Source organism: Paracoccus sp. TD-10 (assembly GCF_048270675.1).
GTDB lineage: Bacteria > Pseudomonadota > Alphaproteobacteria > Rhodobacterales > Rhodobacteraceae > Paracoccus > Paracoccus pantotrophus.
Genome location: NZ_CP182419.1, coordinates 835,499 through 860,216, shown reverse-complemented (window position 1 = coordinate 860,216; position 24,718 = coordinate 835,499). Strand labels below are relative to the sequence as shown.

Below are 24,718 nucleotides of genomic sequence, written 5' to 3'. Positions count from 1 at the left end.
CGAGTTACGATATAACATAAATAACCTTGGCGTTTCCGCAAGTGAGTCCGCCATGATCCGATATTCTTCCCTGCTTCTTGCCGCCACCTTGGGCAGCACCGCCCTGCCCGCCTGGGCCGAGGTGCCGCGTGTCGTGACCGACATCCCGGTCGTCGGCGCCCTGGTGCAGCAGGTCATGGGCGAGTTGGGCCAGCCCGAGATCCTGCTGCAATCCGGCGGCGATCCGCATGACTATCAGCTGCGCCCCAGCCAGGCGCGCGGCCTACAGGATGCCGGCCTGCTGGTCTGGGTCGGCCCGGAACTGACCCCCTGGCTGGAACGCGCAACCACGAGCCTTGCCCCGCAGGGCGAGATGCTGACCCTGTTGGACCTGCCCGCCACGCAACGCCGGGACTATGCCGGCGGCGCGCATGACCATGACCACGATCACGGCCACGCCGAGGAACATGGGCATGAAGGCCATGATCACAGCGGCACCGATCCCCATGCCTGGCTGGACCCGGCGAACGGGCAAGCCTGGCTGGCCGCCATCGCCGAAACCCTGTCCCGCCGCGACCCCGACAATGCCGCCGTCTATGCCGCCAATGCCGCGAAGGCGACCGAGCAGATCGCCGCGCTGGACGAGGAACTGAAGGCCATGCTGGCCCCCGTCCAGGGCAAGCGTTTCATCGTCTTCCATGATGCCTATGGCTATTTCACCGGGCATTACGGGCTGGAGCCGACCATCGCGGTCAGCCTGGGCGATGCCTCGGCACCCTCGGCCGCGCGGCTCCAGGCGATTCGCGGCGAGATCGCCGAAAAGGGCGCGGTCTGTGCCTTTCCCGAGGCGAATCACGATCCGAAACTGATCGCCGCGGTGATCGAAGGCAGCGACGTTCGCCAAGGTGCCGCGCTCGACCCGGAAGGTGCCGGCGCGCGCCCCGGCGCCGGGCTTTACGTCGAGATCCTGCGCGGCATGGCCTCGGCGCTGGCCGATTGCCTGGGAGCAGACTGATCTGTCAAAACCAGCGCCGCATCCAGGGGCGACGGAGAGGCGGGCCTGAAATGGCCCGCTTTTCTCTTTTTAAATCAGGCTATTGCGTCATGAACAATTCCCGACTATTTTCCTTTGACATCTCTTAGAAAATTTGTCAGGTTGCACTCACCGCGACAGAAACGAGGAACTGGACATGACCGCGACCCGCCCCGCCGAATTCACGCGTCCCGGCGTGACCGCCCTGCAACGACTTCCCGAATATGACGCTGAATTGCTGACTGCCGGCGGCAATCAGGCGCTGATCGTGCTGGGCGACCAGGTGTACAACCTGCGCATCACCCGCGCCGGCAAGCTGATCCTGACCAAGTAAGCCGCAGGCGAGGGACCGGCCCCGCAGGCGGGCCTTTCCTCCGCATTGCGCGATGCAGCGGGGCCGCGATCATCCCGACGTTCCGCGATGTCGCATCATCCGCGCCGGCGCGATCATCCGCGCCGCGGGCCTTTTCCCTCTGGCCGCGCTCCCTTTCCGGGGGCGTGACTGGTTTTTGGGGCGCCGGGTTTGGTGCCGGATTTTGCGCCGGGCTTGCCGGGCTGGAAGCCGCGGGCAGGCTTGCCCTGGCCCTTGGGCTTGAAGCCTGCCTCGCCGCGCGGCTTGAAGCCGCGCTCGCCCTCGGCGGCTTTCGCGCCGCCCTTGAAACCGGGCTGACCGCCGCGCGGACCCTTGCCGAAAGGCTTGGTATCGCGCGCGGGCTTGCCTTCGCCCTCCGGGCGGCGCGCAAAGGGCCTGCGCTCGCCATCCTCACGCCGGGCGAAAGGCTTGCGTTCCCCATCCTCGCGGCGCGCAAAGGGCTTGCGTTCCCCATCCTCGCGCGGCTTGCGCGAACGGGCGTCGCCCTCGGCCCGCTTGGCAAAAGGCTTGCGCTCGCCGTCTTCACGGCGCGCAAAGGGCTTGCGCTCGCCATCCTCGCGTGGCTTGCGCGGACGGGCGTCGCCCTCGGCCCGCTTGGCAAAGGGCCTGCGCTCGCCATCCTCACGACGGGCAAATGGCTTGCGCTCGCCATCCTCGCGGCGCGCAAAGGGCCTGCGCTCGCCGTCCTCGCGCGGCTTGCGCGGGCGGGCATCGCCCTCGGCCGCGCCGCGCTCGCGGAAGCTGCGCGGCTTGTCCTCGGCCTCGCCGGTCAGAAGCCCGCCCAGTTGGTCGCGCAGCACCTTGCGCTTGACCTCGCGCACCTCGTTCTCCTCCAGCCCGGTCAGCTTGAACGGGCCATAGCCGATGCGGATCAGCCGGTTCACGATCAGCCCGACATGGGCCATGGCGCGGCGGATCTCACGATTGCGGCCCTCGCGGATGCCGACGGTCAGCCATGCATTGGCGCCCTGCTGGCTGTCCAGGCTGATCTCCATCGGCGCGAATTCCTCGCCATCGATGGTGACCCCGCGGCGCAGCGGCGCGAAGGTCAGGTCGTTGGGCTGGCCGTTCACCCGCACGCGATAGCGCCGCAGCCAGCCGGTGGTCGGCAGTTCCAGCCGGCGCTTCAGCTCGCCGTCATTGGTCAGAAGCAGCAGCCCCTCGGAGTTCAGGTCGAGCCGGCCCACGGTCATCACCCGCGGCAGATCGCGCGGCAGGGCGTCGAACACCGTCTGCCGCCCCTTTTCGTCCGAGGCCGAGGTCACGAGACCGACCGGTTTGTAGTAAAGCCACAGCCGCGTCTCCTGCGGCTCGTCAAGCGGCTTGCCGTCGACACGGATCCTGTCCGAGGGTGTCACGTCCAGCGCCGGGCTGTCGATCTTTTGCCCGTTCACCGTCACGCGGCCCTCCAAGATCATCCGCTCGGCCTCGCGGCGCGAGGCGGCGCCGGCACGCGCCATCACCTTTGCGATGCGCTCTGGCTTGGCGGCAGGCTTGGCGGCGGCGAGTTTCGGGGCGGTTTCGGGCGTGTCGGTCATGGCGATCTCCTGCGCATCTCTGCGGTGGCAAAGCGGTGCTTTTACGCTTAACGCCGCAGGATGGAAAGCAGTTCTTGCGCAAGGGGCACGCGCAGGCGAAAAGCGCGCATGGATTTTGCCTCGCACATGCCCGCCGCACTGGAGGAAGCCCGCGCCGCCGCCCGGCGCGGCGAGGTGCCGGTGGGCGCCGTGCTGATCGGCGCCGACGGGCAGGTGCTGGCCCAGGCCGGCAACCGCACGCGCGAGATGCGCGACCCGACCGCCCATGCCGAGATCCTGGCGATCCGCGCTGCCTGCGCCGCCCTGGGCTCGGAACGCCTGCCCGGCGCGCGGCTCTGGGTGACGCTGGAACCCTGCCCGATGTGCGCCGCCGCCATTTCGGCCGCCCGGATCGCGGTACTGTATTACGGGGCCGAGGATCCGCGCATGGGCGGCGTGCATCATGGCGCACGGGTCTTCGACCATCCACAATGTCACCACCGGCCCGAGATCGTGGACGGCATTTCGGCAGAAGAATCGCGCCGGCTGCTGCAAGAATTCTTTCGCGAACGCCGCTGAGATGAGAAAACCCGCGTCACGAAAGCGTCGCGAAGGGTGCTTGCGCTGCACCGCAGCATGGATAGGATGCCCGCCGGGCGAACAAGGGGGGACTGCATGTTCCGTAAGATTCTGGTAGCGAACCGTGGCGAGATTGCGATCCGCGTGATGCGGGCTGCGAACGAGCTTGGCAAGAAGACGGTCGCGGTCTATGCCGAGGAAGACAAGCTGAGCCTGCACCGCTTCAAGGCGGACGAGGCCTACCGCATCGGCGGCGGCCTGGGGCCGGTGGCGGCCTATCTGTCGATCCCCGAGATCATCCGGGTGGCGAAAGAATCCGGCGCCGATGCCATCCATCCGGGCTATGGACTTCTGTCCGAGAACCCCGATTTCGTCGATGCCTGCACCGCGGCGGGGATCACCTTCATCGGGCCGAGCGCCGACACCATGCGGGCGCTTGGCGACAAGGCCAGCGCGCGGCGCGTGGCGATCCAGGCCGGCGTGCCGGTGATCCCGGCCACCGGGGTGCTGGGCGAGGACATGGAGGCGATCAAGCGTGAGGCCGCCGAGATCGGCTATCCCTTGATGCTCAAGGCCAGCTGGGGCGGCGGCGGGCGCGGCATGCGGCCGATCATGGGCCCCGAGGAGCTGCCCGAGAAGGTGCGCGAGGGACGGCGCGAGGCCGAGGCCGCCTTCGGCAATGGCGAGGGCTACCTGGAAAAGATGATCCTGCGCGCCCGCCATGTCGAGGTGCAGCTTCTGGGCGACGGCCATGGCGGGCTCTATCACCTCTATGAACGCGACTGCACCGTGCAGCGCCGCAACCAGAAGGTCGTGGAACGCGCCCCGGCGCCCTACCTGACCCCCGAACAGCGCGCCGAGGTCTGCGAACTGGCGCTGCGGATCGGCCGCGCCGTCGGCTACCGCAACGCCGGCACCGTCGAGTTCCTGATGGATATGGACAGCCAGGCGTTCTACTTCATCGAGGTGAACCCACGCGTCCAGGTCGAGCATACCGTGACCGAGGAGGTCACCGGCATCGACATCGTGCAGAGCCAGATCCTGATCGCCGAGGGCGCGACGCTGGCCGAGGCCACCGGCGTCGCCCGGCAGGAGGACGTGCATCTGAACGGCCATGCCCTGCAATGCCGGGTCACGACCGAGGATCCGCTGAACAACTTCATCCCCGATTACGGCCGCATCACCGCCTATCGCTCGGCGACCGGCAACGGCATCCGGCTCGATGGCGGCACCGCCTATTCCGGCGGCGTCATCACCCGCTATTACGATTCTCTGCTGGTCAAGGTCACGGCCCATGCCCAGACGCCGGAAAAGGCCATCGCGCGGATGGACCGGGCCTTGCGCGAGTTCCGGGTGCGCGGCGTGGCGACGAATATCGAATTCGTCATCAACCTGCTGAAGCACCCGACCTTCCTCGACGACAGCTATACGACCAAGTTCATCGACACCACGCCGGACCTGTTCGCGTTCCGCAAGCGCCGCGACCGGGCGACGAAGCTCCTGGTCTATATCGCCGACATCACCGTGAACGGCCATCCCGAGACCGCCGGCCGCCCGCTGCCGCCGGCCGAGGCGCGCATTCCCGTGCCGCCCGCGGCCAAGGCCGAGCCGGCGCCGGGCACAAGGCAGCTGCTGGAGGAACAGGGGGCGAAAGCCGTCGCCGACTGGATGCTGGACCAGAAGCGGCTGCTGATCACCGACACCTCGATGCGCGACGGCCACCAGAGCTTGCTCGCGACGCGGATGCGCTCGATCGACATGATCCGGGTGGCGCCGGCCTATGCCGCGAACCTCCCCGGCCTCTTCTCGGTCGAATGCTGGGGCGGCGCGACCTTCGACGTCGCCTATCGCTTCCTGCAGGAATGCCCCTGGCAGCGGCTGCGCGACATCCGCGCCCGCATGCCCAACCTGATGACGCAGATGCTGCTGCGGGCTTCGAACGGCGTCGGCTACACCAACTATCCCGACAATGTGGTGCAGGAATTCGTCCGCCAGGCGGCGAAGACCGGGGTGGACGTGTTCCGGGTCTTCGACAGCCTGAACTGGGTCGAGAACATGCGCGTCGCCATGGATGCGGTGATCGAGAGCGGCAAGATCTGCGAGGGCACGATCTGCTATACCGGCGACCTGCTCGATCCCGCGCGTTCGAAATACGACCTGCACTATTACCTGAAGATGGCGCGCGAGCTTCGCGACGCCGGCGCGCATGTGCTGGGGCTGAAGGACATGGCGGGGCTGTTGAAGCCCGCCTCGGCCTCGATTCTGGTCCGCGCGCTGAAGGAGGAGATCGGCCTGCCGGTGCATTTCCACACCCATGACACCGGCGGCATTGCCGGCGCCTCGATCCTGGCCGCGGCCGAGGCCGGGGTGGATGCGGTGGACTGCGCCATGGACGCGCTGTCGGGCAATACCTCGCAACCCTGCCTGGGCTCGGTGGTCGAGGCGCTGCGCCATACCGATCGCGACACCGGGCTGGACATCGAGGCGATCCGCCGGATCTCGAACTACTGGGAGGCGGTGCGCGAGCATTACGCCGCCTTCGAGAGCGGGTTGCAGGCCCCGGCCTCGGAGGTCTGGCTGCACGAGATGCCGGGGGGCCAGTTCACCAATCTCAAGGCCCAGGCGCGCTCGCTCGGCCTCGAGGACCGCTGGCACGAGGTGGCCCAGGCCTATGCCGAGGTGAACCGGATGTTCGGCGACATCGTCAAGGTCACGCCCAGTTCCAAGGTGGTGGGCGACATGGCGCTGATGATGGTGGCCCAGGGCCTGACCCGGGCGCAGGTCGAGGATCCGGGCGTCGAGGTCTCCTTCCCCGATTCGGTCGTCGACATGATGAAGGGCAACCTGGGCCAGCCGCCCGGGGGCTGGCCGGCGGCCTTGCAGAAGAAGGTGCTGAAGGGCGAGCCAGCCCTGACCGCCCGCCCCGGCGCGGCGATGCCGCCGGTGGACCTGGAGGCCACCCGCGCCGACCTGATCCGCCAGCTGGAAGGCAAGGCGGTCGATGACGAGGATCTGAACGGCTACCTGATGTATCCCAAGGTGTTTTTGGACTACATGGGCCGGCACCGGCAATACGGCCCGGTGCGGGTGCTGCCGACGCGGACCTTCTTCTACGGCATGGAGCCGGGCGAGGAGATCGAGGCCGAGATCGACCCCGGCAAGACGCTGGAGATCCGCCTGCAGACCGTGGGCGAGACCGACGAGAAGGGCGAGGTGAAGGTCTTCTTCGAGCTGAACGGCCAGCCCCGGGTGATCCGGGTGCCGAACCGCCTGGTCAAGTCGCAGACCGCCGCCCGTCCCAAGGCCGACCCGGCGAACGAGGGCCACCTGGGCGCCCCGATGCCCGGCGTCGTCGCCTCGGTCGCGGTCACGCAAGGCCAGAAGGTCAACCCTGGCGACCTGCTGCTGACCATCGAGGCCATGAAGATGGAAACCGCCATCCATGCCGACCGAGCCGGGGTGATCAAGGCGCTGCATGTCCGGCCGGGCGAGCAGATCGACGCGAAAGACCTCATGATCGAGATGGAGTGAGACAATCGGCCGGGGCGCGACAGGCGCCCCGGCCGCAACCCCGCGTTTCAAGGCGCGCGGCAGCGGCATCGCAGTCCCGAAGCGCAGGCGGACAGGATGACTGCCCGGGCGGGAGCCGCCTTTCGCTGCGGCCCGCCCCCTTGGCCGCCCGGCAGGACATCGCCCCTGGGACCGACGCGAGACGGAGCCGCACGGAAACGACCGGCACCTTGCGCGGTCGGGCGGGATCGAAGCCTCCGGCCCGGTCCTGCGGCAAGGCGAAGACCGCCCGCCCCTTGCGTGCCTGCGGGACGCTGCCGCCCGTAGCCCGACCGGCAGGACGAATGGCTTCAGTCCACGGCGTTCTGGAAGCCGCCGATCAGGCGACGCAGCCCGAATGCGGCGCCAGCCGCGATGGCGATCAGCGTGACGGGGCCGGACCATGCCAAGGCGGCGAAAGCCGAAACCCCCTGGCCGACCGAACAGCCCATCGCCACCACGCCGCCGGCGCCCATCAGCGCCGCGCCGCCGACCTGCCGGCCAAGCTCGCGGGGATCCTCGCAAGCCTCCCATTTGAACAGGCCGCGGATCATCGAGCCGATCAGCGCCCCGGCCATGACGCCGACGACCGAGCCCACGGAAAAGGTGATCCCGCCCGCGGTCGAGGTCATCAGGTAGATCAGCGTCCGGCCCACCGGCGCGGTAAAGGAGGGCCCCTCGATCTGCACCGCGCCAAGGCTGTGATCGTAAAGCCAGCTGGTGCCGAAAAAGCACCAGCTGACCGCAAGGCCCGCAGCCGCGCCCCAGGCGATCATCTGCGGCCTTGCCCGCAGCGGCGCATATCCCAGCCCCCAGGCCAACGCCGCGACACCGAACAGCACCACCGTAAGCGGTGCCGGCAGGCCAAGCAGGCCAAGGTCGTGGACGATGCCTTGCGGGCCGCTTGCCTCGGGCTGGGGGAACAGCAATACGCGCAGCGGCGCCAGCGGCCCGGACAGGACGATGAAGCCGATGATCGCCATCACCACCACCACCACCAGCGAGCGCAGGTCGCCGCTGCCGAAGCGCACCAGCGCGCCGAAGCCGCAATTCCCGGCCATGGCCATGCCATAGCCGAACACCAGCCCGCCGACGATCGAGGCCCAGGGGTTCCACTGGATCGTGTGATAGAAGCTGTTCTCCAGCTCGATCCAGCCGATCAGGGCCAACGCCTGCGTGGTCAGGATCGCCACGCCCAACACCACCCCCCAAAGCCGCAGCCGCCGGGCATCCTTGCCATAGACCGCCGATTCCAGCGCGCCGAGCGTGCAGAAATCCCCGAGCCGGGCGGCAAGTCCCAGCACGATCCCGCCTGCCAGCCCGACCAGGGCGGCCAGCACTCCATAGGGCAGCTCATCCATCGCGTCTCTCCCATCCCCGCGGAAGTCCTGTTCCGCGGCCTCCCGGTGCCGCCCCTGCCTCCCCGCGGGTCAGCAATCCGTCTCGAACAGCTTTTTCAGAACGGCAAGCAAGTCAACGACCTTGGGATCGAGGATCGAATAAAAGATCGTCTGACCGTCGCGCCTGGCGCTGACCAACCCCTCGTGGCGCAGCCGCGCCAATTGCTGACTGACCACGGCCTGCCGCGAGGACAGCAGGTTTTCCAGCTCGGTCACGCTTTTCGGGCCGCTCATCAGATAGCACAGGATCATGAGGCGGCCGTCATGGCCAAGCGCCTTCAGAAAGGTCGAGGCATCGTTCGCAGCCTTGATCAGCGCGTCGAAATCGGCTTCCTGTTCCGGTTCCTGCCGGATGTTCTCGATACCGCCCAAGGGCTCATCCCCATTCCCTTCTTTCCTAAATGCCGGGTAAGCCGGCGCGCGGCAACCCCAACCGGAGGACTGGGCCAATTTATCGCGGATCCAGGGCGCGGGGATCATTGCCCCGGCTCGGCCTGACCGATCAGCCTGGCCAGCATGGGCCAGAAGAAATCCTCGCCCGGATAGCCTTCCAGGCGCCCGGATTCGACGTCGCCGGCCATCAGCACGAAGGTGGGCGTGAAGGTCACGGGCCGGGCAAGTTCCAGGCCCGGGGGTAAGGGGTCGCGCATCTGCAGCCGCTGCACCGGCGCCGCCCTGCCCTCGTCGGTCAGCGGATATTGCGGCGCGATCTCGGCGTCCCAGCGCGCGCAATAAAGGCAGCCGGGCTGTTCGAACATCAAGAGCCGCAGCTCTGCCGCCCCAGCCGGCCATGCCGCGGCAAGCAGCGCCAGCAGCAGGGGCCTGGGCAGGGAGATTCCACAACGGGATTGACGCCATAATTTGAACATAGGAATATTCTAATATAACGCCGGCGGCCGGGCAAGCATCGGCAGCCCGGCAGCACTCGGGGGGAGCCGATGCTTGATGTCACCTATGGCGGGGCCGCACTGGCGGGGCTGCTGTCCTTTCTCTCTCCCTGCATCCTGCCGATGGTGCCGTTCTACCTGTCCTACATGGCCGGGGCGTCGGTGCGCGAACTGCGCGACGGCGGTACCGTGGCGGCAGGAGCGCGCCAGCGGATGGTTTTGCGCGCGCTGGCCTTTGCCCTGGGCGTGACCACGATCTTCCTGATGCTGGGCCTGGGCGCCACGGCGCTGGGTCAGGCCTTCGCGCAATGGAAGGGAACCCTGTCCTGGGTGGCGGCCGGAGTGCTGGTCCTGTTCGGCCTGCATTTCCTGGGCGTGCTGCGGATCGGCCTGCTCTATCGCGAGGCGCGGGTGCAGACCGAGGCCAAGCCCTCGACCCTGATCGGCGCCTATGTGATGGGGCTGGCCTTCGGCTTTGGCTGGACGCCCTGCGTGGGACCGGCGCTGGCGGCGATCCTGATGGTGGCCTCGGGCATGGGCGAGTTGTGGCGCGGCGGGCTGCTGCTGGTGGTCTACGGCCTGGCGATGACCCTGCCCTTCGTGCTGGCGGCGTTCTTCGCGGCACCGTTCCTGTCCTGGGTCGCGCGGCACCGCGCGGTGATGGGGCATGTGGAAAAGGCCATGGGGGTGATGCTGATCGTCTTCGGCATCCTGATCGCCACCAATTCCGTCAATGCCATCGCCGACTGGATGATTCGCAACTTCGACTGGACAGCCACGCTTACCTGAGAGGAGCCCGACCATGAAACCGATCCGCGCCCTGGCCGCCTGCCTGCTACTGGCGGCAGCACCCGCAGCCGCCGCCGAAATCGGCGACGACGGCCTGCACAAGCCCACCTGGCTGCGCGAGACCTTCAAGGATCTGCGCGAGGATCTGGCCGAGGCCAATGCGCAGGACAAGCGCCTGCTGATCCTGGTCGAGCAGCGCGGCTGCATCTATTGCGCCGAGATGCACGAGAAGGTCTTTCCCGACCCCGAGATCGATGCGCTGATCCGCGACGGCTATTTCGTCGTGCAGATGAACCTGTTCGGCGATGTCGAGGTCACGGATTTCGACGGCACCGCCCTTTCGGAAAAGGACATGGCCGTGCGCTGGGGCGTCATGTTCACGCCGACGATGATCTTCCTGCCCGAAGAGGTGCCGGCAGAGAAGACCGCCGCCCAGGCGGCCGTGGCGATGATGCCGGGCGCGTTCGGCAAGGGCACCACCAGCGCCCTGCTGACCTGGGTGCGCGCGCATGGCTATGAAAATGGCGAGCATTTTCAAAAGTTTCTGGCGCGGGAGCTGGAGCACAAGAACTGAGTCATCCCTTTCGAACAGGCATACATATAAATATTCAAAAATTGCTATATTTCTGTTGTAAGGATCGGCATCCATTCGCTATCATCACCCCAGGGAGAGCACAGGGAGGACAGCATGAGCAGCCATCTATGGTATGCGTCGGTAGTGGCCATGGCCATTGCCACGCCTGCCATCTGTGAAACGGCACCTAAGGAAGTGGTCTATGTCGAAGGCGCGGTCGAGGCTTCCCTGACCGGCGCCCCAGGCAACCCCGAGGAAGGGGTGCGGATCATGACCACCAACGCGCTTGGCAACTGCGTGGCCTGCCACCAGATCGGGGCGCTGCCGGACGTCGAGTTTCCGGGCACCATCGCCCCGCCGCTGGACGGCGCAGGCGATCGCTGGACCGAGGCCCAGCTACGCGGCATCGTCGCCAATGCGAAGATGACCTTCGAGGGCACCTTCATGCCGGCCTTCTACAAGGTGGACGGCTTTGTCCGGCCCGGCGACGGCTTTTCCGGCAAGGCCGGGGCCGAGCCGCTGGCCCCCATCCTGAACGCGCAGCAGATCGAGGATGTCGTGGCCTTCCTCGTGACGCTGAAGGAATGACGCCTGATCTCTACAGGCTCGACAATCCAAGGAGAACGACATGATCCTTTCAAGACGCGAGGCGCTCTGGATCGGCTTTGGCGGGCTTGCCGCCGCCGCCCTGCCGGGCAAGGCCGTGATGGCGAGCACCGTTGACGAGTTGACCGCAGCCTTCACCGGCGGCGCTGCGACGGGCGAAGGCGGGCTGACCCTGACCGCGCCCGAAATCGCCGAGAACGGCAATACCGTGCCGATCGAGGTCAAGGCTCCGGGCGCGGTGGCGATCATGCTGCTGGCCGCGGGCAACCCCGAGCCGGCGGTCGCCACCTTCAACTTCGGTCCCGCCGCCGCCGACCAGCGCGCCGCCACCCGCATCCGCCTGGCCCAGACCCAGGACGTGATCGCCCTGGCGAAGATGGCCGATGGCTCGGTCGTGAAGGCCCAGACCACCGTCAAAGTCACCATCGGCGGCTGCGGCGGCTGAGTCCAGTAACAGGAGATTACGATGGCAGATGATGCAAAGCCCCGCGTGAAGGTTCCGAGCTCGGCCAAGGCCGGCGAAACGGTCACCGTCAAGGCGCTGATTTCGCACAAGATGGAATCGGGCCAGCGCAAGGATGCCGATGGCAAGCTGATCCCGCGCTCGATCATCAACCGCTTCACTTGCGAGTTGAACGGGGTGAACGTGGTGGACGTGGCGATCGACCCGGCGGTCTCGACCAATCCCTATTTCGAGTTCGACGCCAAGGTCGATGCGGCCGGAGAGTTCAAGTTCACCTGGTATGACGACGACGGCTCCGTCTACGAAGACGTGAAGCCGATCGCAGTCGCCTAAGCGCCGCAACATCCAGATCCAGGGAGGAGACGCGATGCCGCGCTTTACCAAGACAAAAGGCACCTTGGCCGCCACGGCCCTTGGCCTCGCCCTAGCGGGCGCGGCCTTCGCGGACCCGGTCGAGGACGGGCTGGTCATCGAAACCGACAGCGGACCGGTCGAGATCGTGACCAAGACCGCACCGCCCGCCTTTCTGGCCGATACGTTCGACACGATCTATTCCGGCTGGCACTTTCGCGACGACAGCACGCGGGATCTTGAGCGGGACGATTTCGACAACCCCGCCATGGTCTTCGTGGATCGCGGCCTCGACAAGTGGAACGCGGCCATGGGCGTCAACGGCGAAAGCTGCGCCAGCTGCCACCAGGGGCCTGAATCCATGGCCGGCCTGCGCGCCGTCATGCCGCGGGTCGACGAGCATACCGGCAAGCTGATGATCATGGAGGATTACGTCAACGCCTGCGTGACCGAGCGGATGGGCCTGGAGAAATGGGGCGTCACCTCGGATAACATGAAGGACATGCTGTCGCTGATCTCGCTTCAGTCGCGCGGCATGGCGGTCAACGTCAAGATCGACGGTCCCGCTGCCCCCTATTGGGAACATGGCAAGGAAATCTACTATACCCGCTATGGCCAGCTGGAAATGTCCTGCGCCAATTGCCACGAGGACAATGCCGGCAACATGATCCGCGCCGACCACCTGAGCCAGGGCCAGATCAACGGCTTTCCAACCTATCGCCTGAAGGATTCGGGCATGGTGACGGCGCAGCACCGCTTCGTCGGCTGCGTCCGCGACACCCGCGCCGAGACCTTCAAGGCCGGCTCGGACGACTTCAAGGCGCTGGAGCTTTACGTCGCCTCGCGCGGCAACGGCCTTTCGGTCGAAGGCGTCTCGGTCCGGCACTGAAGCCTTGCGGCCGCCGGCCCAGCCGGCGGCCCGTTCCTTACCAATCGAAAGGGCAATGCTTCGGCGCGCCTTGGCGCGACGGGAGAGTCTTGTCCGAAACGCACAGGAGTAACCGGGGCATGATTACCCGACGTGAGTTCATTCAGGTCGCCATGGCCTCCTCGGCCCTGGTCGGGGCCTCGGGTTTCGGGACATGGTCGCGGGTGGCGGCGCAGCAGGCGCTGACCCAGGACCAGCTGCTGCAATTCGACGATTTTGGCAATGTGACGCTGATCCATGTGACCGACATCCACGCCCAGTTGAAACCGATCTATTTCCGCGAGCCCGAAATCAACATCGGCGTGGGCGACGCCAAGGGCCAGGTGCCCCATGTCACCGGCGCCGAGTTCCAGAAGATGTTCGGCATCGCGCCCGGCTCGGGCGATGCCTATGCGCTCAGCTACCCGGATTTCGAGGCCTTGGCGCGCGGCTATGGCCGGATGGGCGGCATGGACCGGGTCGCGACCGTGGTCAAGGCGATCCGCGCCGCCCGGCCCGACTCGATCCTGCTCGACGGCGGCGACACCTGGCACGGTTCCATGACCTCGTTCCTGACCAAGGGACAGGACATGGTCAATGTGATGAACGCGCTTGGCGTCGATGCCATGACCAGCCATTGGGAATGGACCTATGGCACCGAGCGGGTCAAGGAAATCGTCGAGACGCAACTGAAGTTTCCCTTCCTGGGCGCAAATATCTTCGACGTGGAGTGGGACGAGCCGGCCTTCGAGCCCTACAAGATCTTCGAGCGCGGCGGCCAGCGCATCGGCGTCATCGGCCAGGCCTTCCCCTACATGCCCATCGCCAACCCGAAATGGATGTTCCCCGAATACAGCTTCGGCATCCGCGAGGAACGGATGCAGCAGGTCGTGGACGAGCTGCGCGCCGAGGGCGTCGACCTGGTCGTGGTGCTGTCGCATAACGGCTTCGACGTGGACAAGAAGATGGGCGGCCGGGTCAAGGGCATCGACGTGATCCTGTCGGGCCATACCCATGACGCGGTGCCCGAGCCGATCCTGATCGGCGAGACGATCCTGATCGCTACCGGCTCGAACGGCAAATTCGTCAGCCGCGTCGACCTGGACGTGCGCGACGGCAAGATGATGGGCTTCCGCCACAAGCTGATCCCGATCTTCTCGGACGTGATCACGCCGGATGCCGACATGGCCGCGCTGATCGACGCCGAGCGCGCGCCCTTCAAGGCGCAGCTCGAGGAAAGGATCGGCACCACCGAAAGCCTGCTCTACCGCCGCGGCAATTTCAACGGCTCCTGGGACGATCTGATCTGTGACGCCATCCGCACCGAGCGCGACGTGCAGATCGCGCTGTCGCCGGGCGTGCGCTGGGGCACCACGCTCTTGCCCGGCGACGCGATCACGCGCGAGGACATCCACAACGTCACCTCGATGACCTATGGCGCGGTCTACCGCACCGAGATGACCGGCGAGACGCTGAAAACCGTGCTGGAAGACGTGGCCGACAACATCTTCAATACCGATCCCTATTACCAGCAGGGCGGCGACATGGTGCGCGTGGGCGGGCTGGCCTATGCGATCGACGTGTCCAAGCCGATGGGCAGCCGGATCGACGCCATGGCGCTGGCCGACACGGGCGAGGCCATCGAACCTGCGAAATCCTACACAGTCGCCGGCTGGGCTTCGGTCAACGAAGGCACCGAGGGCCCGCAAATCTGGGACGTGGTCGAGGCGCATATCCGCAAGATCGGCACCGTCCGCCTGCAACCCAACACCTCGGTCACCGTGACCGGGGTCTGACAATCACGAAGGAGCGTTCGCCCATGAAAGACGAGCTCACCAAGGACGGCAAGGACGCCGTCGGCACCTCGCGCCGCGCCTTTCTGCGCGGGGGTGCGGTGGCCGGTGCCGGCCTTGTCGCCGGTGCCGGGCTGGCCCGCGCCGCCGGAACCCCCGACCCGCTGATCACCGAGATCCAGCCCTGGGCCTCGGAATTCGGCGAGGCCGTCGATGCCCATCCCTACGGCTTGCCGATCCATTTCGAATCGCATGTGAAGCGGCAATATGTGGAATGGCTGACCGAAAGCCCGGTTTCCTCGATCAACTTCACGCCGATCCATGCGCTGGAAGGCACGATCACCCCGCAGGGCTGCGCCTTTGAACGCCACCATTCCGGTGCCATCGAGCTGAGCAAGCAGGACTACCGGCTGATGATCAACGGGCTGGTGGAAAAGCCGCTGGTCTTCACCTTCGAGGATCTGCTGCGCTTCCCCCGCACCACCACCACCGCATTCTGCGAATGCGCGGCAAACGGCGGCATGGAATGGGGCGGCGCGCAGCTGGAGGGCTGCCAGTATACCCAGGGCATGATCCACAACATGGAATATGTCGGCGTGCCGCTGTCGGTGCTGCTGGCCGAGGCCGGGGTCAAGCCCGAGGGCAAATGGCTTTACGCCGAGGGCGCGGATGCCTCGTCCAACGGTCGTTCCTTTCCGATGGAAAAGGTGATGGACGACGTGATGCTGGCCTTCTTCGCCAATGGCGAGGCGCTGCGCAAGGAACATGGCTATCCCGCCCGCCTGGTCGTGCCGGGCTGGGAGGGCAATATGTGGGTGAAATGGGTCCGCCGCCTGGGGATCTATGACAAGGCTGTGGAAAGCCGCGAGGAGACCTCGAAATATACCGACCTGATGCCGGACGGCCGGGCACGGAAATGGACCTGGGTGATGGATGCGAAATCGGTCATCACCTCGCCCAGCCCGCAGGTGCCCATTCGCCACGGCAAGGGACCGCTGGTGATTTCGGGCCTGGCCTGGAGCGGCAATGGCCGCATCACCCGCGTCGATGTCTCGCTGGACGGCGGCAAGAACTGGACCACGGCGCGGATCACCGGCCAGGCCCTGCCCAAGGCGCTGACCCGCTTCCATCTCGACATCGACTGGGATGGTTCGGAAATGCTGCTGCAATCGCGCGCCGTGGACGAGACCGGCTATGTCCAGCCGACCAAGGATGCGCTGCGCGCCATCCGCGGCCGCAACAACGTCTATCACAACAACGGCATCCAGACCTGGTGGGTCAAGGCCGACGGGGAGGTCGAGAATGTCGAAATCGCTTGAGCTGTTCCTGGGCTCGGTGCTGGCGGCCTCGGTGCTTGCCGGCCCGGCCATGGCCGACAAGCTGGGATTGGGCCGCGAGGCCCTGCCCGAAGAGATCAGCGCCTGGGACACCGCGGTCCTGCCCGACGGCCAGGGGCTGCGCCCCGGTTCGGGCGATGTCGCGACGGGGGACGCGCTTTTCGCCGACAACTGCGCCTCGTGCCATGGCGATTTCGCCGAGGGGCTGGACAGCTGGCCGGTGCTGGCGGGCGGCGACGGCAGCCTGACCGATCCGCGCCCGGTCAAGACCATCGGCAGCTACTGGCCCTATCTCTCGACGGTCTATGACTATGTCCACCGCTCGATGCCCTTCGGCTCGGCGCAGACCCTGTCGGTGGACGACACCTATGCGATCACCGCCTTCCTGCTTTATTCCAACGGGCTGGTGGAGGACGATTTCGTCCTGACGCACGAGAACTTCACCCAGGTCGTGCTGCCCAATGCCGAGGGCTTCTATCCCGACGACCGCGACCAGACCGAATATCCGCTGTTCTCGAAAGAGCCCTGCATGACGGATTGCGCGGTCGGGGTCGAGATCACCAAGCGCGCGGTCGATCTGAACGTGACGCCCGAAGATCCCGACGGACGCCCGGCCGGCAGCATGCCCGACCTGGGCGCGGCCGCCGCACCGGCCGAACCTGCCGAGCCGGTCGAAAAGAAGGCCGAGGCCGCGCCGGCCGAGGCACCCGCCCCCGCCGCCGCGCCCGAGGTCGTGGTCAAGGCCGCCGCCATGGCGCCGGAAGCCCCGGCCCCGGCAGGGGCCGCCACCGCCGCGGACCCGACGCTGCTGGCCGAGGGCGAAAAGGTGTTCAAGAAATGCGCCGCCTGCCACAAGGTCGGCGACGACGCCAAAAACGGCACCGGCCCGTTGCTGAACGGCATCGTCGGCCGGGCCGCGGGCGACATCGAGGGCTTCAAATATTCCAAGCCCCTGCTTGCCATGGCCTCGGAGGGGCTGGTCTGGGACGATGCATCGCTGCACGCCTTCCTGGAAAACCCCAAGGGTTTCATGAAGGGCACCAAGATGTCCTTTGCCGGGCTGAAGAAAGAGGATGAGCGCGCCGCCGTCATCGCCTATCTCGCCACTTTCGCCAAGTGACGCATGAGACAGCGCAAACTCCTGTCCGCGCTGTTCACGGTTGCCGCGGCCGGTGCCACACCGGCCGCAGCCGAGGAAATCGGCGATACGGTTCATGGAGCGGTCCTGTTTCGCAAGGAATGCGCGATCTGCCACCGGATCGGCCAGGACGCGCGCAATGCCGTCGGCCCAAGGCTGAACGGCGTTTTCGGCCGCCGTGCCGCCGCTCTTGCCGATTTCAACTATTCCAGGGCCATGAAGCGCAAGGGCAATGATGGCCTGACCTGGACCCTGGAAACGCTCGACGCCTATATCGAGAACCCCAAGGCCCTGGTGACAGGGACGCGCATGTCTTATCGCGGCCTGGCCGATCCCCAGGCGCGGGCCGATCTGATGGCCTATATGCGCGACCATTCCGACCGGCCCCAGGACATTCCAGAGGCCGAGCCCACCGCGCGGCGCAACGCGCCGGTGCTGTCCGAGGAGGTTCTGGCCCTGCGCGGGGATCCCGAATTCGGCGCCTATCTGTCGGCGGAATGCACGACCTGCCACCAGCGCGACGGCTCGGACCAGGGCATCCCCTCGATCGCCGGCTGGCCGCAGGAGGATTTCGTGGTCGCGATGCACGCCTACAAGCAGAAATTGCGGCCGCATCCGGTGATGCAGATGATGGCCGGCCGGCTCAGCGAGGAAGAGATCGCGGCGCTGGCGGCCTTCTTCGCCACGCTCGAATGACCGAAAAGCGGCCGGCGCCATGCGCCGGGCCGTTCATCAGGGAGGAGAAAAAGATGATCCTGACGAGACGATCGCTGATCGCGGGCGCCACCGCCGCCACCGGGCTGCTTTATGCGCCCGTCGTCCTGGGACAGGGCAAGCCGAAGGTCGTCGTCATCGGCGGCGGCGCCGGCGGCGGCACCGCGGCCCATTACATGGCCAGGGATTCCCAAGGCGCGCTGGACGTGACCCTGGTCGAGGCCAATCCGGTCTATACGACCTGCTTCTTCTCGAATCTCTATATCGGCGGGTTCCGCGATTTCGAAAGCCTTCAGCACGGCTATGACAAGCTGTCCGCCGCCGGCGTCGCCGTCGTCAATGACACCGCCGTCGCCGTGGATCGCGCGGCGCGGACCGTCACTCTGGCGGGCGGGCAGGTGCTGCCCTATGACCGGCTGGTGCTGTCGCCCGGCATCGAGTTCAAGCCGGATTCGGTCCCCGGCTGGTCGCTGGAGGCGGCCGAGATCATGCCCCATGCCTACAAGGCCGGGCCGCAGACCCAGCTGCTCCGGCGCATGATCGAGGCGATGCCCCAGGGCGGCGTCTTCGCCATGGTCGCGCCCCCCAACCCCTATCGCTGCCCGCCGGGCCCCTATGAGCGGGTCAGCATGGTCGCGCATCTGCTCAAGCAGACCAATCCGACCGCCAAGATCATCATCCTGGATCCCAAGGACAAGTTCTCCAAGCAGGCGCTGTTCGAGGAGGGCTGGGGGAAACATTACAATGGCATGGTCGAATGGATCGGCCCCGAATTCGGCGGCGGCGCCGTCGAGGTGCGCCCAGACAGCATGGAGGTGCTGGTCGAGGGCACGGCGCAAAAGGTCGATTGCTGCAACGTGATCCCGGCCCAGAGCGCCGGCCGGATCGCCGCCATCGCCGGGCTGACCGACGAGAGCGGCTGGGCCCCGGTCCATCCCGACAGCATGAAGTCGCGGATGGACGAGAATGTCTGGATCCTGGGCGATTCCAGCGCCCAGGGCGACATGCCCAAATCCGCCTTCTCGGCCAACAGCCAGGCCAAGGTCGCCGCCATGGCGATCCGGGGCGAGCTGACCGGGTCGCGGGTGTTCCCGGCCAAGTATTCCAACACCTGCTGGTCGCTGCTGGCCCCCGATGACGGCATAAAGCTGGGCGCGTCCTACCAGCCGAACGGCGACCGGATCGCCAGCGTCGAGAACTTCATCAGCAACACCGGCGAGGATGCGGCGCTGCGCAAGCTGACCTACGAGGAAAGCCTCGGCTGGTATGCGGGCATCACCGCCGACATCTTCGGCTGAACCGGAAGGAGAACCCCATGCACCTGAGCCGCCGCCATTTCCTTGCAACCTCTGCCGCTGCGCTGGCCCTGCCCTACGGGCGGGCCTGGGCCGCCACCACCGTCGCCATGGGTCCGGTGCGGATCGACAGCCTGTCGGACGGGCATCTGGAATTGCCGCTGGACTTCGCCTTCGCCGACCTGCCCGAGGCCGAGGTCTCGGCCCTCATGGCCCGGCACGGGCTGGCGGCGGGCGGGCTGACGCCGCCCTGCAACCTGACGCTGCTGCGCGACGGCACCAACACGGTGCTGTTCGACCTGGGATCGGGCCCGGACTTCATGCCGACCGCCGGCAAGGTGATCGAGGCACTGGAGGCGCTGGGGCTGACGCCCGAGGACGTGACCCATGTGCTGATCACCCATGGCCACCCCGATCACCTCTGGGGCCTGCTGGACGAGTTCGACGAGCCGGTCTTTGCCCAGGCCGAATACATGATCGGCCAGGCCGAGTTCGACTATTGGATGGATCCCGCCACCGTCGAGAGCATCGGCGAGGAACGCGCCAGCTTTGCCATCGGCGCCTCGCGCCGGCTGGAGGTGGTGGCCGACAGCATCCGTAAGCTCGCCGACGGCGAAGAGGCCCTGCCCGGCATCACCGCGCGGCTGACCCCCGGCCATACCCCCGGCCACCTGGCCTATGAGATCGCGACGCCCGAGGGCGCGCTGATGGTCGTTGGCGATGCGATCGGCAACCACCACATCGCCTTCGAGCGCCCGGACTGGCCCTCGCCCTCGGACCAGGATCCGCCGCTGGCCGCCGCCAGCCGCGTCGCGCTGCTGGAGCGGCTGGCGGCGGATTCCATACCCTTCATCGGCTACCACCTGCCGCAAGGCGGCATCGGCCGGGTCGAAAAGACCGAGACCGGCTATCGCTTCACGGGAGAGATCTGATGCGCCGCCTGATCCTTTGCCTAGTCGCCGCGCCCGCCTTCGCCGCGCCTGCCTTCGCCTCCGAGGACATCCCCGATCAATACCCGCAATCCGTGCTGTATTCGAAGCCGGTCGAGGTGATCCCGCATGTCTTTTCGGCCATCGGCGCCACCGCGCCGCCGACCTATGACAATGCCGGGCACAACAACAACCTCAGCTTCATCGTCACGGATGAAGGGGTGATCGTGGTCAATTCCGGCGCCTCGTGGAAACTGGCCGAGGCGCTGCACGCGGAAATCCGCGCCGTCACCGACCAGCCGGTCAAGCTGGTCATCAACGAAAACGGCCAGGGCCACGCCATGCTGGGCAACGGCTATTGGGCGGCGCAGGGCGTGCCGATCCTGGCGCATGCAGAGGCCGCCGCCGAATTCGCCGACGGCGCGCCGCAGGATCTGGCCGGCCTGCAGAACTATGCCCGCGAAAGGGCCGAGGGCACGGTCATCGCCCATCCGACCGAGACCTTCACCGACCGCAAGGACATCACCATGGGCGGCGTCGCCATCGAGGTGCTGCACCTGGGGCCCGCGCATTCGCCCGGCGACACCCAGGTCTGGATCCCGCAATGGTCGATGATGATCGCCGGCGACATCGCCTTTCACGAGCGCATGCCGCCGATCTTCGAGGGCACCTGCACCTCGTGCTGGATCGAGACATGGGAGACGAAATTCGCGCCGCTGGCGCCGGCCTATGTCATTCCCGGCCACGGCCATCCGACGAACCTGGCGCAGGTCGCGCGCTATACCCGCGACTACCTGGTCGATCTGCGCGAAAAGATCGGCGCGCATATCGAGGAGGGCGGCGATCTGGGCGGCGCCTATTACGTCGACCAGTCGCGCTGGTCGCGGCTCGATACGTTCGAGGAACTGGCGACCAAGAATGCCGGCGTGGTCTTTGCCGAGATGGAGTTCGAATAAGACTGCGGCCGGCCGGGCACCTGCCCTGCCCGGCCGCACGGGGGCGCCGGGTTACATCCCGTGCATCTTGGCCTTGTCCAGCTTGTAGCTCCAGGGCAGGCCCGCGTTCTTCCAGCCGTTGACGCTGCGGGTCCCGGCCAGCGGCCCGTCCTTGGCAAGATCGCCCTCGAACCCGTCCGTCACCGACCAGACATTGCCGAAACCCGCCTTGGCCAGCTCGTTGGCCGCCTTGGCGCTGCGGTCGCCCGACCGGCAGATCAGGACGATGGCCGCATCCTGGCCCAGGCCCTTGGCCTGCAACCGGGCCCGGACCTCGTCGATGAAGCCGGGATTGCTTTCCATCTTGAAGGTCGCGCGCTTGTCGTCCCAGGCGGGCGAGGCGGGCTGGATCATGTGGGGCACGTTGGCATCCGCAACGGTCGCCATGCCGACAAAGGCCACCTCGCCGGGCGAGCGCACGTCAAGAAACAGCACCTCCTGCGGGGACTGCACAACCTTTTCATAGGCTTCGGCCGCGGTCAGATACAGCTTCTGCTCCGTCTGCTTGTTTTCGGGCAAGGCCGCCGCATCATCGGCCCAGGCCGGCGCCAGGGGCGACAGCGCCGACAAGGCCAGGCCAAAAAGAATGGCACGCATGTGAAATCCTCTCCTGCTTATATAGCAAGATACGAATATACGGCTTAAGCGATATTACGAAGTGATTTCATGCGCCCGGCCGGCATTTTCCGGGCCCCGCCTTTTTCCGGCCCCCGCCCGGTCACGCCGTCGCCCGATGCGCGGATTGATCCACCAGCCAGTCGGTGATGACGGCGCCGATCCACATGCAGAGCAGCGCCAGCCAGGCCGTCGCCACGAAGATCGAGCCGCCCGAGACCCCGGCGCCGATGGCGCAGCCCCCGGCCAGCATGGCGCCGAACCCCATCAGCGCCGCCCCCAGCATCGAGCGCCGCATCTGCCCCTCGCCCTCGAAGCCCTGGAACTTCAGCCGCCGCTTCAGCGCCGCCGACAGAAAGGCGCCGGCAAAGACGCCCGGCACCAGGCCGATGTCGAAATCCAGCACCGGGCTTTCGGTCAGGAAGAACATCAGCGTGCTGGCGGAAGGCCCGGAAAAGGTGGCCGAGGTCACGCTGACCGGCTCGAAGGCCTGCTGCGACAGGGAAAAGGTCAGCACCCAGCCAAGCGCCACCGCAAAGCCCACGCCCGAGGCAAAGATCAGCACCGGCAGGCCGATCCGGTTCGCCCGCGCCAGCCAGAGCGCCAGCACGGCACAGCCGATGCCGACCAGGATGGCCCCGGATTCGCGCAGCGGCAGCGCCATGAGCAGGCTGACATTGCGCCCGCCCGGCGTGGTCCACAGCCCCGCCAGTTCCTGCCGCAGGGGGGCCAGCCAGCCATGCAGCGCCATCTGCGCCACCACCGCGAAGATCAGCCCCGACACCAGCGAGCGCAGGTTCCCCGTCGCCGCCAGCACCAGCAGCCGCCCCGAACAGCCCCGCGCCAGCACCATGCCCGCGCCGAACATCAGCCCGCCGATCATCGCGCCCGACCAGCTGCCGGTGACGGCCATCATCCGCGCCTGCTCGGTGCGGAACAGGCCCAGAAGCCCCGCCCCCTGGACCCAGATCACCGCGGTCGAAAAGGTCAGCAGCCAGACCGCGACCTTGGGCCCCAGGCTGCCGCGGGCGAATTCCACCGTCGCCGCGCGCAGGCAAAAGGACGACCGTTCCGCGGAAAAGCCGAAGACGGCCCCGACCAGAAGGCCGAAGATCGCCGCCAGTTGCGGCTCGGGAACATGCTCAAGCAGAAGGTCGAGATCCATGGCTGCCTCCCTATTTTCGACATATGGCCCCGGCCGCCGCGGCCGCACCTTGACATGGATCATATGCCGGCGAAAGCCGAACCATCAACGCGGCGCGGGGCCTCCCGCCTGGCTTGTCGCCGATGACCCGCGCGAGGCATGAATGCAAGGCGATTTTCCAGGCGTGCGGCCGGAAAGGTCAAGCGCCGCGCTTTCCGGATCAGGCCGATCGGGATCGCATGACCGGCCGCATGATCGCGGATATGCCCGCATGCCGGCACAAAAGAAACCAGGCAAAGGTGCGGAATGACAATGCGCCGCCAGCAGCCCGGCCAAAGCAAAATTGGACAATTTCCGGGATTAAGATCGCGTGAACGCATAAGCCGCAGCCGCGATTTGCGAAGGGCGTGAAATACCCGATGGCGCCAAGGGGCCGGTCGAAAAAGCGCGAGGCTGGACCTTGATATACCGACCGGCTGGCAGCTATTTTCGGACGATCCGCGCGGTGCCTTCGCCGGCCGCCGTTTCCGGCGCGAATGCCGCAAGGCGCCAATCGCCATATCGAAAGGAACTGCAAATGACCGAATTTGATCCGAATGCCCTGTCGCTGGCCGAGCTGAAACAGCTGCGCAAGGATGTCGAAAAGGCGATTGCCAGTTTCGAAGCTCGCCGCAAGGCCGAAGCCCGCGCCAAGGCCGAGGAGGCCGCGAAACAATTCGGCTTTTCCCTGTCGCAATTGATCGAGACGGCAGCGCAGCGTCCCGCGGCCGCGCCGAAATATGTCCACCCCGAGAATCCCGATCTGACCTGGAGCGGGCGCGGCCGCAAACCGCGCTGGATCGCCGAAGGATTGGCCGCCGGCAAGACGCTGGACGATTTCGCCATCTGAACGGCACTCCCACCTGTCTGGCGGATCGAGCCAAAACTTTTGCCCGACTCGGGTCAGATGGGGTATTCGGCTGGCGCCCCACCTCCCTTCCCGCTCGTCATGAGGTGCTGCGCTTCGGGCCGATGGTAGAGCGTGGTCTGTGAGAAGCAGCCACCAGCATCAGGGAAGGAAGCGCAGCACGAAGCTACAATGCCGGACTGGATGTATCGGTAAAAGAGACCGCGATCTGCATCCTCGACGAGGTGGCCGGATCCGTCGGGAACTCAAGGTCATAAGCCACCCGGAGGACATCTTTCGCGCCTTGAATGGCGTGGGTGCCCGGCTTGAGAGGGTCGGGCCGGAGGCTGGTCCGTTATCCCAGTGGCTGTCCGAGGGCCTGGCCAAGGCCGGCCTTCCGGCGATCTGCATCGAGACGCGCCACGCCAAGGCTTTCATCAAGGCGCAGGTGGACAAGATCGACCGCAATGACGCGCGCGGGATCGCCCAGATGATGCGTGTCAATCTGTATCGCCCGGTGCATGTGAAGACCGTAGCCAGCCAGAAGCACCGCGTCCTGTTGCGCAACTTTGGCCTCAAGGTGGGCACTGTTGATGCGGGACGGTTTGAAGCGCGAGTGAAGGATCTCATCGAGGCCCTGCCGGACCTGGAAGAGGTGTTCAGCGTCTTGCCGGCCGCAAGACGGAAGGTCCGGGAGGCCTTCTCCCAGCTGCACCGCAAGGTGATGGATATTGTCAGGGACGACACCGTCTGCCTGCGCCTGATGTCGATCCCCGGTGTTGGGCCGGTGACATCACTTGCCTTTCTCAGCACGATTGACATCCCGGCACGCTTTCGCAGTTCCCGGGCGGTCGGGCCCTGCAGT

24 protein-coding genes and 1 pseudogene are annotated in these 24,718 nt (G+C 66.6%); 19 read left to right on the top strand and 6 right to left on the bottom strand.

Annotated features, from left to right (window positions below; translation table 11 throughout):
• Nucleotides 1–52 precede the first annotated feature (52 nt).
• Nucleotides 53–994, top strand: a complete 942-nt coding sequence (locus ACNKFW_RS15150; protein WP_147428991.1) for a zinc ABC transporter substrate-binding protein — start codon at nucleotides 53–55, stop codon at nucleotides 992–994.
• Nucleotides 995–1,169: 175 nt separating this feature from the next.
• On the top strand, nucleotides 1,170–1,346 hold the full coding sequence (gene hemP, locus ACNKFW_RS15145) for a hemin uptake protein HemP (RefSeq protein ID WP_010394206.1): 177 nt from the start codon (nucleotides 1,170–1,172) through the stop codon (nucleotides 1,344–1,346).
• Nucleotides 1,347–1,459: 113 nt separating this feature from the next.
• Here the strand turns inward: hemP and ACNKFW_RS15140 are convergent, their stop codons facing one another.
• Nucleotides 1,460–2,923, bottom strand: coding sequence for a pseudouridine synthase (locus tag ACNKFW_RS15140; RefSeq protein WP_147428992.1), 1,464 nt, complete (start codon nucleotides 2,921–2,923; stop codon nucleotides 1,460–1,462).
• Between the two features lie 108 nt (nucleotides 2,924–3,031).
• Here ACNKFW_RS15140 and ACNKFW_RS15135 point away from each other — a divergent pair, with 108 nt between their 5' ends.
• Together ACNKFW_RS15135 and ACNKFW_RS15130 are read left to right on the top strand one after the other, a co-directional pair.
• Nucleotides 3,032–3,481, top strand: a complete 450-nt coding sequence (locus ACNKFW_RS15135; RefSeq protein WP_024844432.1) for a nucleoside deaminase — start codon at nucleotides 3,032–3,034, stop codon at nucleotides 3,479–3,481.
• A 96-nt stretch (nucleotides 3,482–3,577) separates the two neighbouring features.
• Nucleotides 3,578–7,012 carry a pyruvate carboxylase gene (locus ACNKFW_RS15130; protein ID WP_147428993.1) on the top strand — a complete coding sequence of 1,145 codons (3,435 nt, stop codon included), beginning with the start codon at nucleotides 3,578–3,580 and terminating at the stop codon, nucleotides 7,010–7,012.
• Nucleotides 7,013–7,341: 329 nt separating this feature from the next.
• On the opposite strand, the gene ACNKFW_RS15125 is transcribed toward ACNKFW_RS15130, so the two are convergent.
• The 3 genes from ACNKFW_RS15125 to ACNKFW_RS15115 form a co-directional block, all read right to left on the bottom strand.
• The gene (locus tag ACNKFW_RS15125; protein ID WP_147428994.1) at nucleotides 7,342–8,391 is read right to left on the bottom strand and encodes a YeeE/YedE family protein; all 1,050 of its coding nucleotides are present in this window, start codon (nucleotides 8,389–8,391) and stop codon (nucleotides 7,342–7,344) included.
• A gap of 69 nt (nucleotides 8,392–8,460) precedes the next feature.
• A complete protein-coding gene (locus ACNKFW_RS15120) occupies nucleotides 8,461–8,784 on the bottom strand; it encodes an ArsR/SmtB family transcription factor (RefSeq protein ID WP_231486941.1) in 324 nt (107 codons plus the stop codon).
• Nucleotides 8,785–8,906: 122 nt separating this feature from the next.
• The gene (locus ACNKFW_RS15115; protein ID WP_231493225.1) at nucleotides 8,907–9,188 is read right to left on the bottom strand and encodes a thioredoxin family protein; all 282 of its coding nucleotides are present in this window, start codon (nucleotides 9,186–9,188) and stop codon (nucleotides 8,907–8,909) included.
• Between the two features lie 180 nt (nucleotides 9,189–9,368).
• On the opposite strand from ACNKFW_RS15115, the gene ACNKFW_RS15110 reads away from it, so the two are divergent.
• From ACNKFW_RS15110 to ACNKFW_RS15050, 13 genes are all read left to right on the top strand, one after another.
• Nucleotides 9,369–10,106: a cytochrome c biogenesis CcdA family protein gene (locus ACNKFW_RS15110; RefSeq protein ID WP_147428996.1), complete on the top strand. Its 738-nt coding sequence runs from the start codon at nucleotides 9,369–9,371 to the stop codon at nucleotides 10,104–10,106.
• A 13-nt stretch (nucleotides 10,107–10,119) separates the two neighbouring features.
• A complete protein-coding gene (locus ACNKFW_RS15105; RefSeq protein WP_028710431.1) occupies nucleotides 10,120–10,680 on the top strand; it encodes a SoxW family protein in 561 nt (186 codons plus the stop codon).
• Between the two features lie 114 nt (nucleotides 10,681–10,794).
• Nucleotides 10,795–11,268 (top strand): sulfur oxidation c-type cytochrome SoxX, encoded by a 474-nt coding sequence (gene soxX / locus ACNKFW_RS15100; RefSeq protein WP_024845874.1) that lies wholly within the window; start codon nucleotides 10,795–10,797, stop codon nucleotides 11,266–11,268.
• A gap of 40 nt (nucleotides 11,269–11,308) precedes the next feature.
• Entirely contained in the window at nucleotides 11,309–11,731 is a 423-nt protein-coding gene (gene soxY / locus ACNKFW_RS15095; protein WP_024845875.1) for a thiosulfate oxidation carrier protein SoxY, read from the top strand.
• Nucleotides 11,732–11,752: 21 nt separating this feature from the next.
• The gene (soxZ, locus tag ACNKFW_RS15090; RefSeq protein WP_024845876.1) at nucleotides 11,753–12,082 is read left to right on the top strand and encodes a thiosulfate oxidation carrier complex protein SoxZ; all 330 of its coding nucleotides are present in this window, start codon (nucleotides 11,753–11,755) and stop codon (nucleotides 12,080–12,082) included.
• A 34-nt stretch (nucleotides 12,083–12,116) separates the two neighbouring features.
• The gene (soxA, locus tag ACNKFW_RS15085) at nucleotides 12,117–12,989 is read left to right on the top strand and encodes a sulfur oxidation c-type cytochrome SoxA (protein WP_024845877.1); all 873 of its coding nucleotides are present in this window, start codon (nucleotides 12,117–12,119) and stop codon (nucleotides 12,987–12,989) included.
• Nucleotides 12,990–13,108: 119 nt separating this feature from the next.
• A complete protein-coding gene (soxB, locus tag ACNKFW_RS15080; RefSeq protein ID WP_418024870.1) occupies nucleotides 13,109–14,803 on the top strand; it encodes a thiosulfohydrolase SoxB in 1,695 nt (564 codons plus the stop codon).
• A 23-nt stretch (nucleotides 14,804–14,826) separates the two neighbouring features.
• The gene (soxC, locus tag ACNKFW_RS15075; protein ID WP_024845879.1) at nucleotides 14,827–16,119 is read left to right on the top strand and encodes a sulfite dehydrogenase; all 1,293 of its coding nucleotides are present in this window, start codon (nucleotides 14,827–14,829) and stop codon (nucleotides 16,117–16,119) included.
• Complete coding sequence (locus ACNKFW_RS15070; RefSeq protein WP_024845880.1) at nucleotides 16,103–17,257, top strand: c-type cytochrome; 1,155 nt, start codon at nucleotides 16,103–16,105, stop codon at nucleotides 17,255–17,257. Before soxC ends, ACNKFW_RS15070 begins: the two co-directional genes overlap by 17 nt.
• Before the next feature lie 3 nt (nucleotides 17,258–17,260).
• A complete protein-coding gene (locus tag ACNKFW_RS15065; protein WP_024845881.1) occupies nucleotides 17,261–17,971 on the top strand; it encodes a c-type cytochrome in 711 nt (236 codons plus the stop codon).
• Nucleotides 17,972–18,024: 53 nt separating this feature from the next.
• On the top strand, nucleotides 18,025–19,287 hold the full coding sequence (locus ACNKFW_RS15060) for an NAD(P)/FAD-dependent oxidoreductase (RefSeq protein WP_147428998.1): 1,263 nt from the start codon (nucleotides 18,025–18,027) through the stop codon (nucleotides 19,285–19,287).
• A 17-nt stretch (nucleotides 19,288–19,304) separates the two neighbouring features.
• Nucleotides 19,305–20,216 carry an MBL fold metallo-hydrolase gene (locus ACNKFW_RS15055; RefSeq protein ID WP_147428999.1) on the top strand — a complete coding sequence of 304 codons (912 nt, stop codon included), beginning with the start codon at nucleotides 19,305–19,307 and terminating at the stop codon, nucleotides 20,214–20,216.
• Entirely contained in the window at nucleotides 20,216–21,169 is a 954-nt protein-coding gene (locus tag ACNKFW_RS15050; RefSeq protein ID WP_024845884.1) for an MBL fold metallo-hydrolase, read from the top strand. Before ACNKFW_RS15055 ends, ACNKFW_RS15050 begins: the two co-directional genes overlap by 1 nt.
• 51 nt (nucleotides 21,170–21,220) lie before the next feature.
• Here ACNKFW_RS15050 and ACNKFW_RS15045 read toward each other — a convergent pair whose 3' ends face one another.
• Both ACNKFW_RS15045 and ACNKFW_RS15040 read right to left on the bottom strand, forming a co-directional pair.
• Nucleotides 21,221–21,805 carry a rhodanese-like domain-containing protein gene (locus ACNKFW_RS15045; RefSeq protein ID WP_147429000.1) on the bottom strand — a complete coding sequence of 195 codons (585 nt, stop codon included), beginning with the start codon at nucleotides 21,803–21,805 and terminating at the stop codon, nucleotides 21,221–21,223.
• A 121-nt stretch (nucleotides 21,806–21,926) separates the two neighbouring features.
• Nucleotides 21,927–22,988: a YeeE/YedE family protein gene (locus ACNKFW_RS15040; RefSeq protein ID WP_147429001.1), complete on the bottom strand. Its 1,062-nt coding sequence runs from the start codon at nucleotides 22,986–22,988 to the stop codon at nucleotides 21,927–21,929.
• A gap of 556 nt (nucleotides 22,989–23,544) precedes the next feature.
• Here ACNKFW_RS15040 and ACNKFW_RS15035 point away from each other — a divergent pair.
• Nucleotides 23,545–23,856 (top strand): H-NS family nucleoid-associated regulatory protein, encoded by a 312-nt coding sequence (locus ACNKFW_RS15035; protein WP_024845887.1) that lies wholly within the window; start codon nucleotides 23,545–23,547, stop codon nucleotides 23,854–23,856.
• A 158-nt stretch (nucleotides 23,857–24,014) separates the two neighbouring features.
• Nucleotides 24,015–24,712 (top strand): annotated as a pseudogene (locus ACNKFW_RS15030) (transposase); the annotation flags it as partial.
• Between the last annotated feature and the right edge of the window lie 6 nt (nucleotides 24,713–24,718).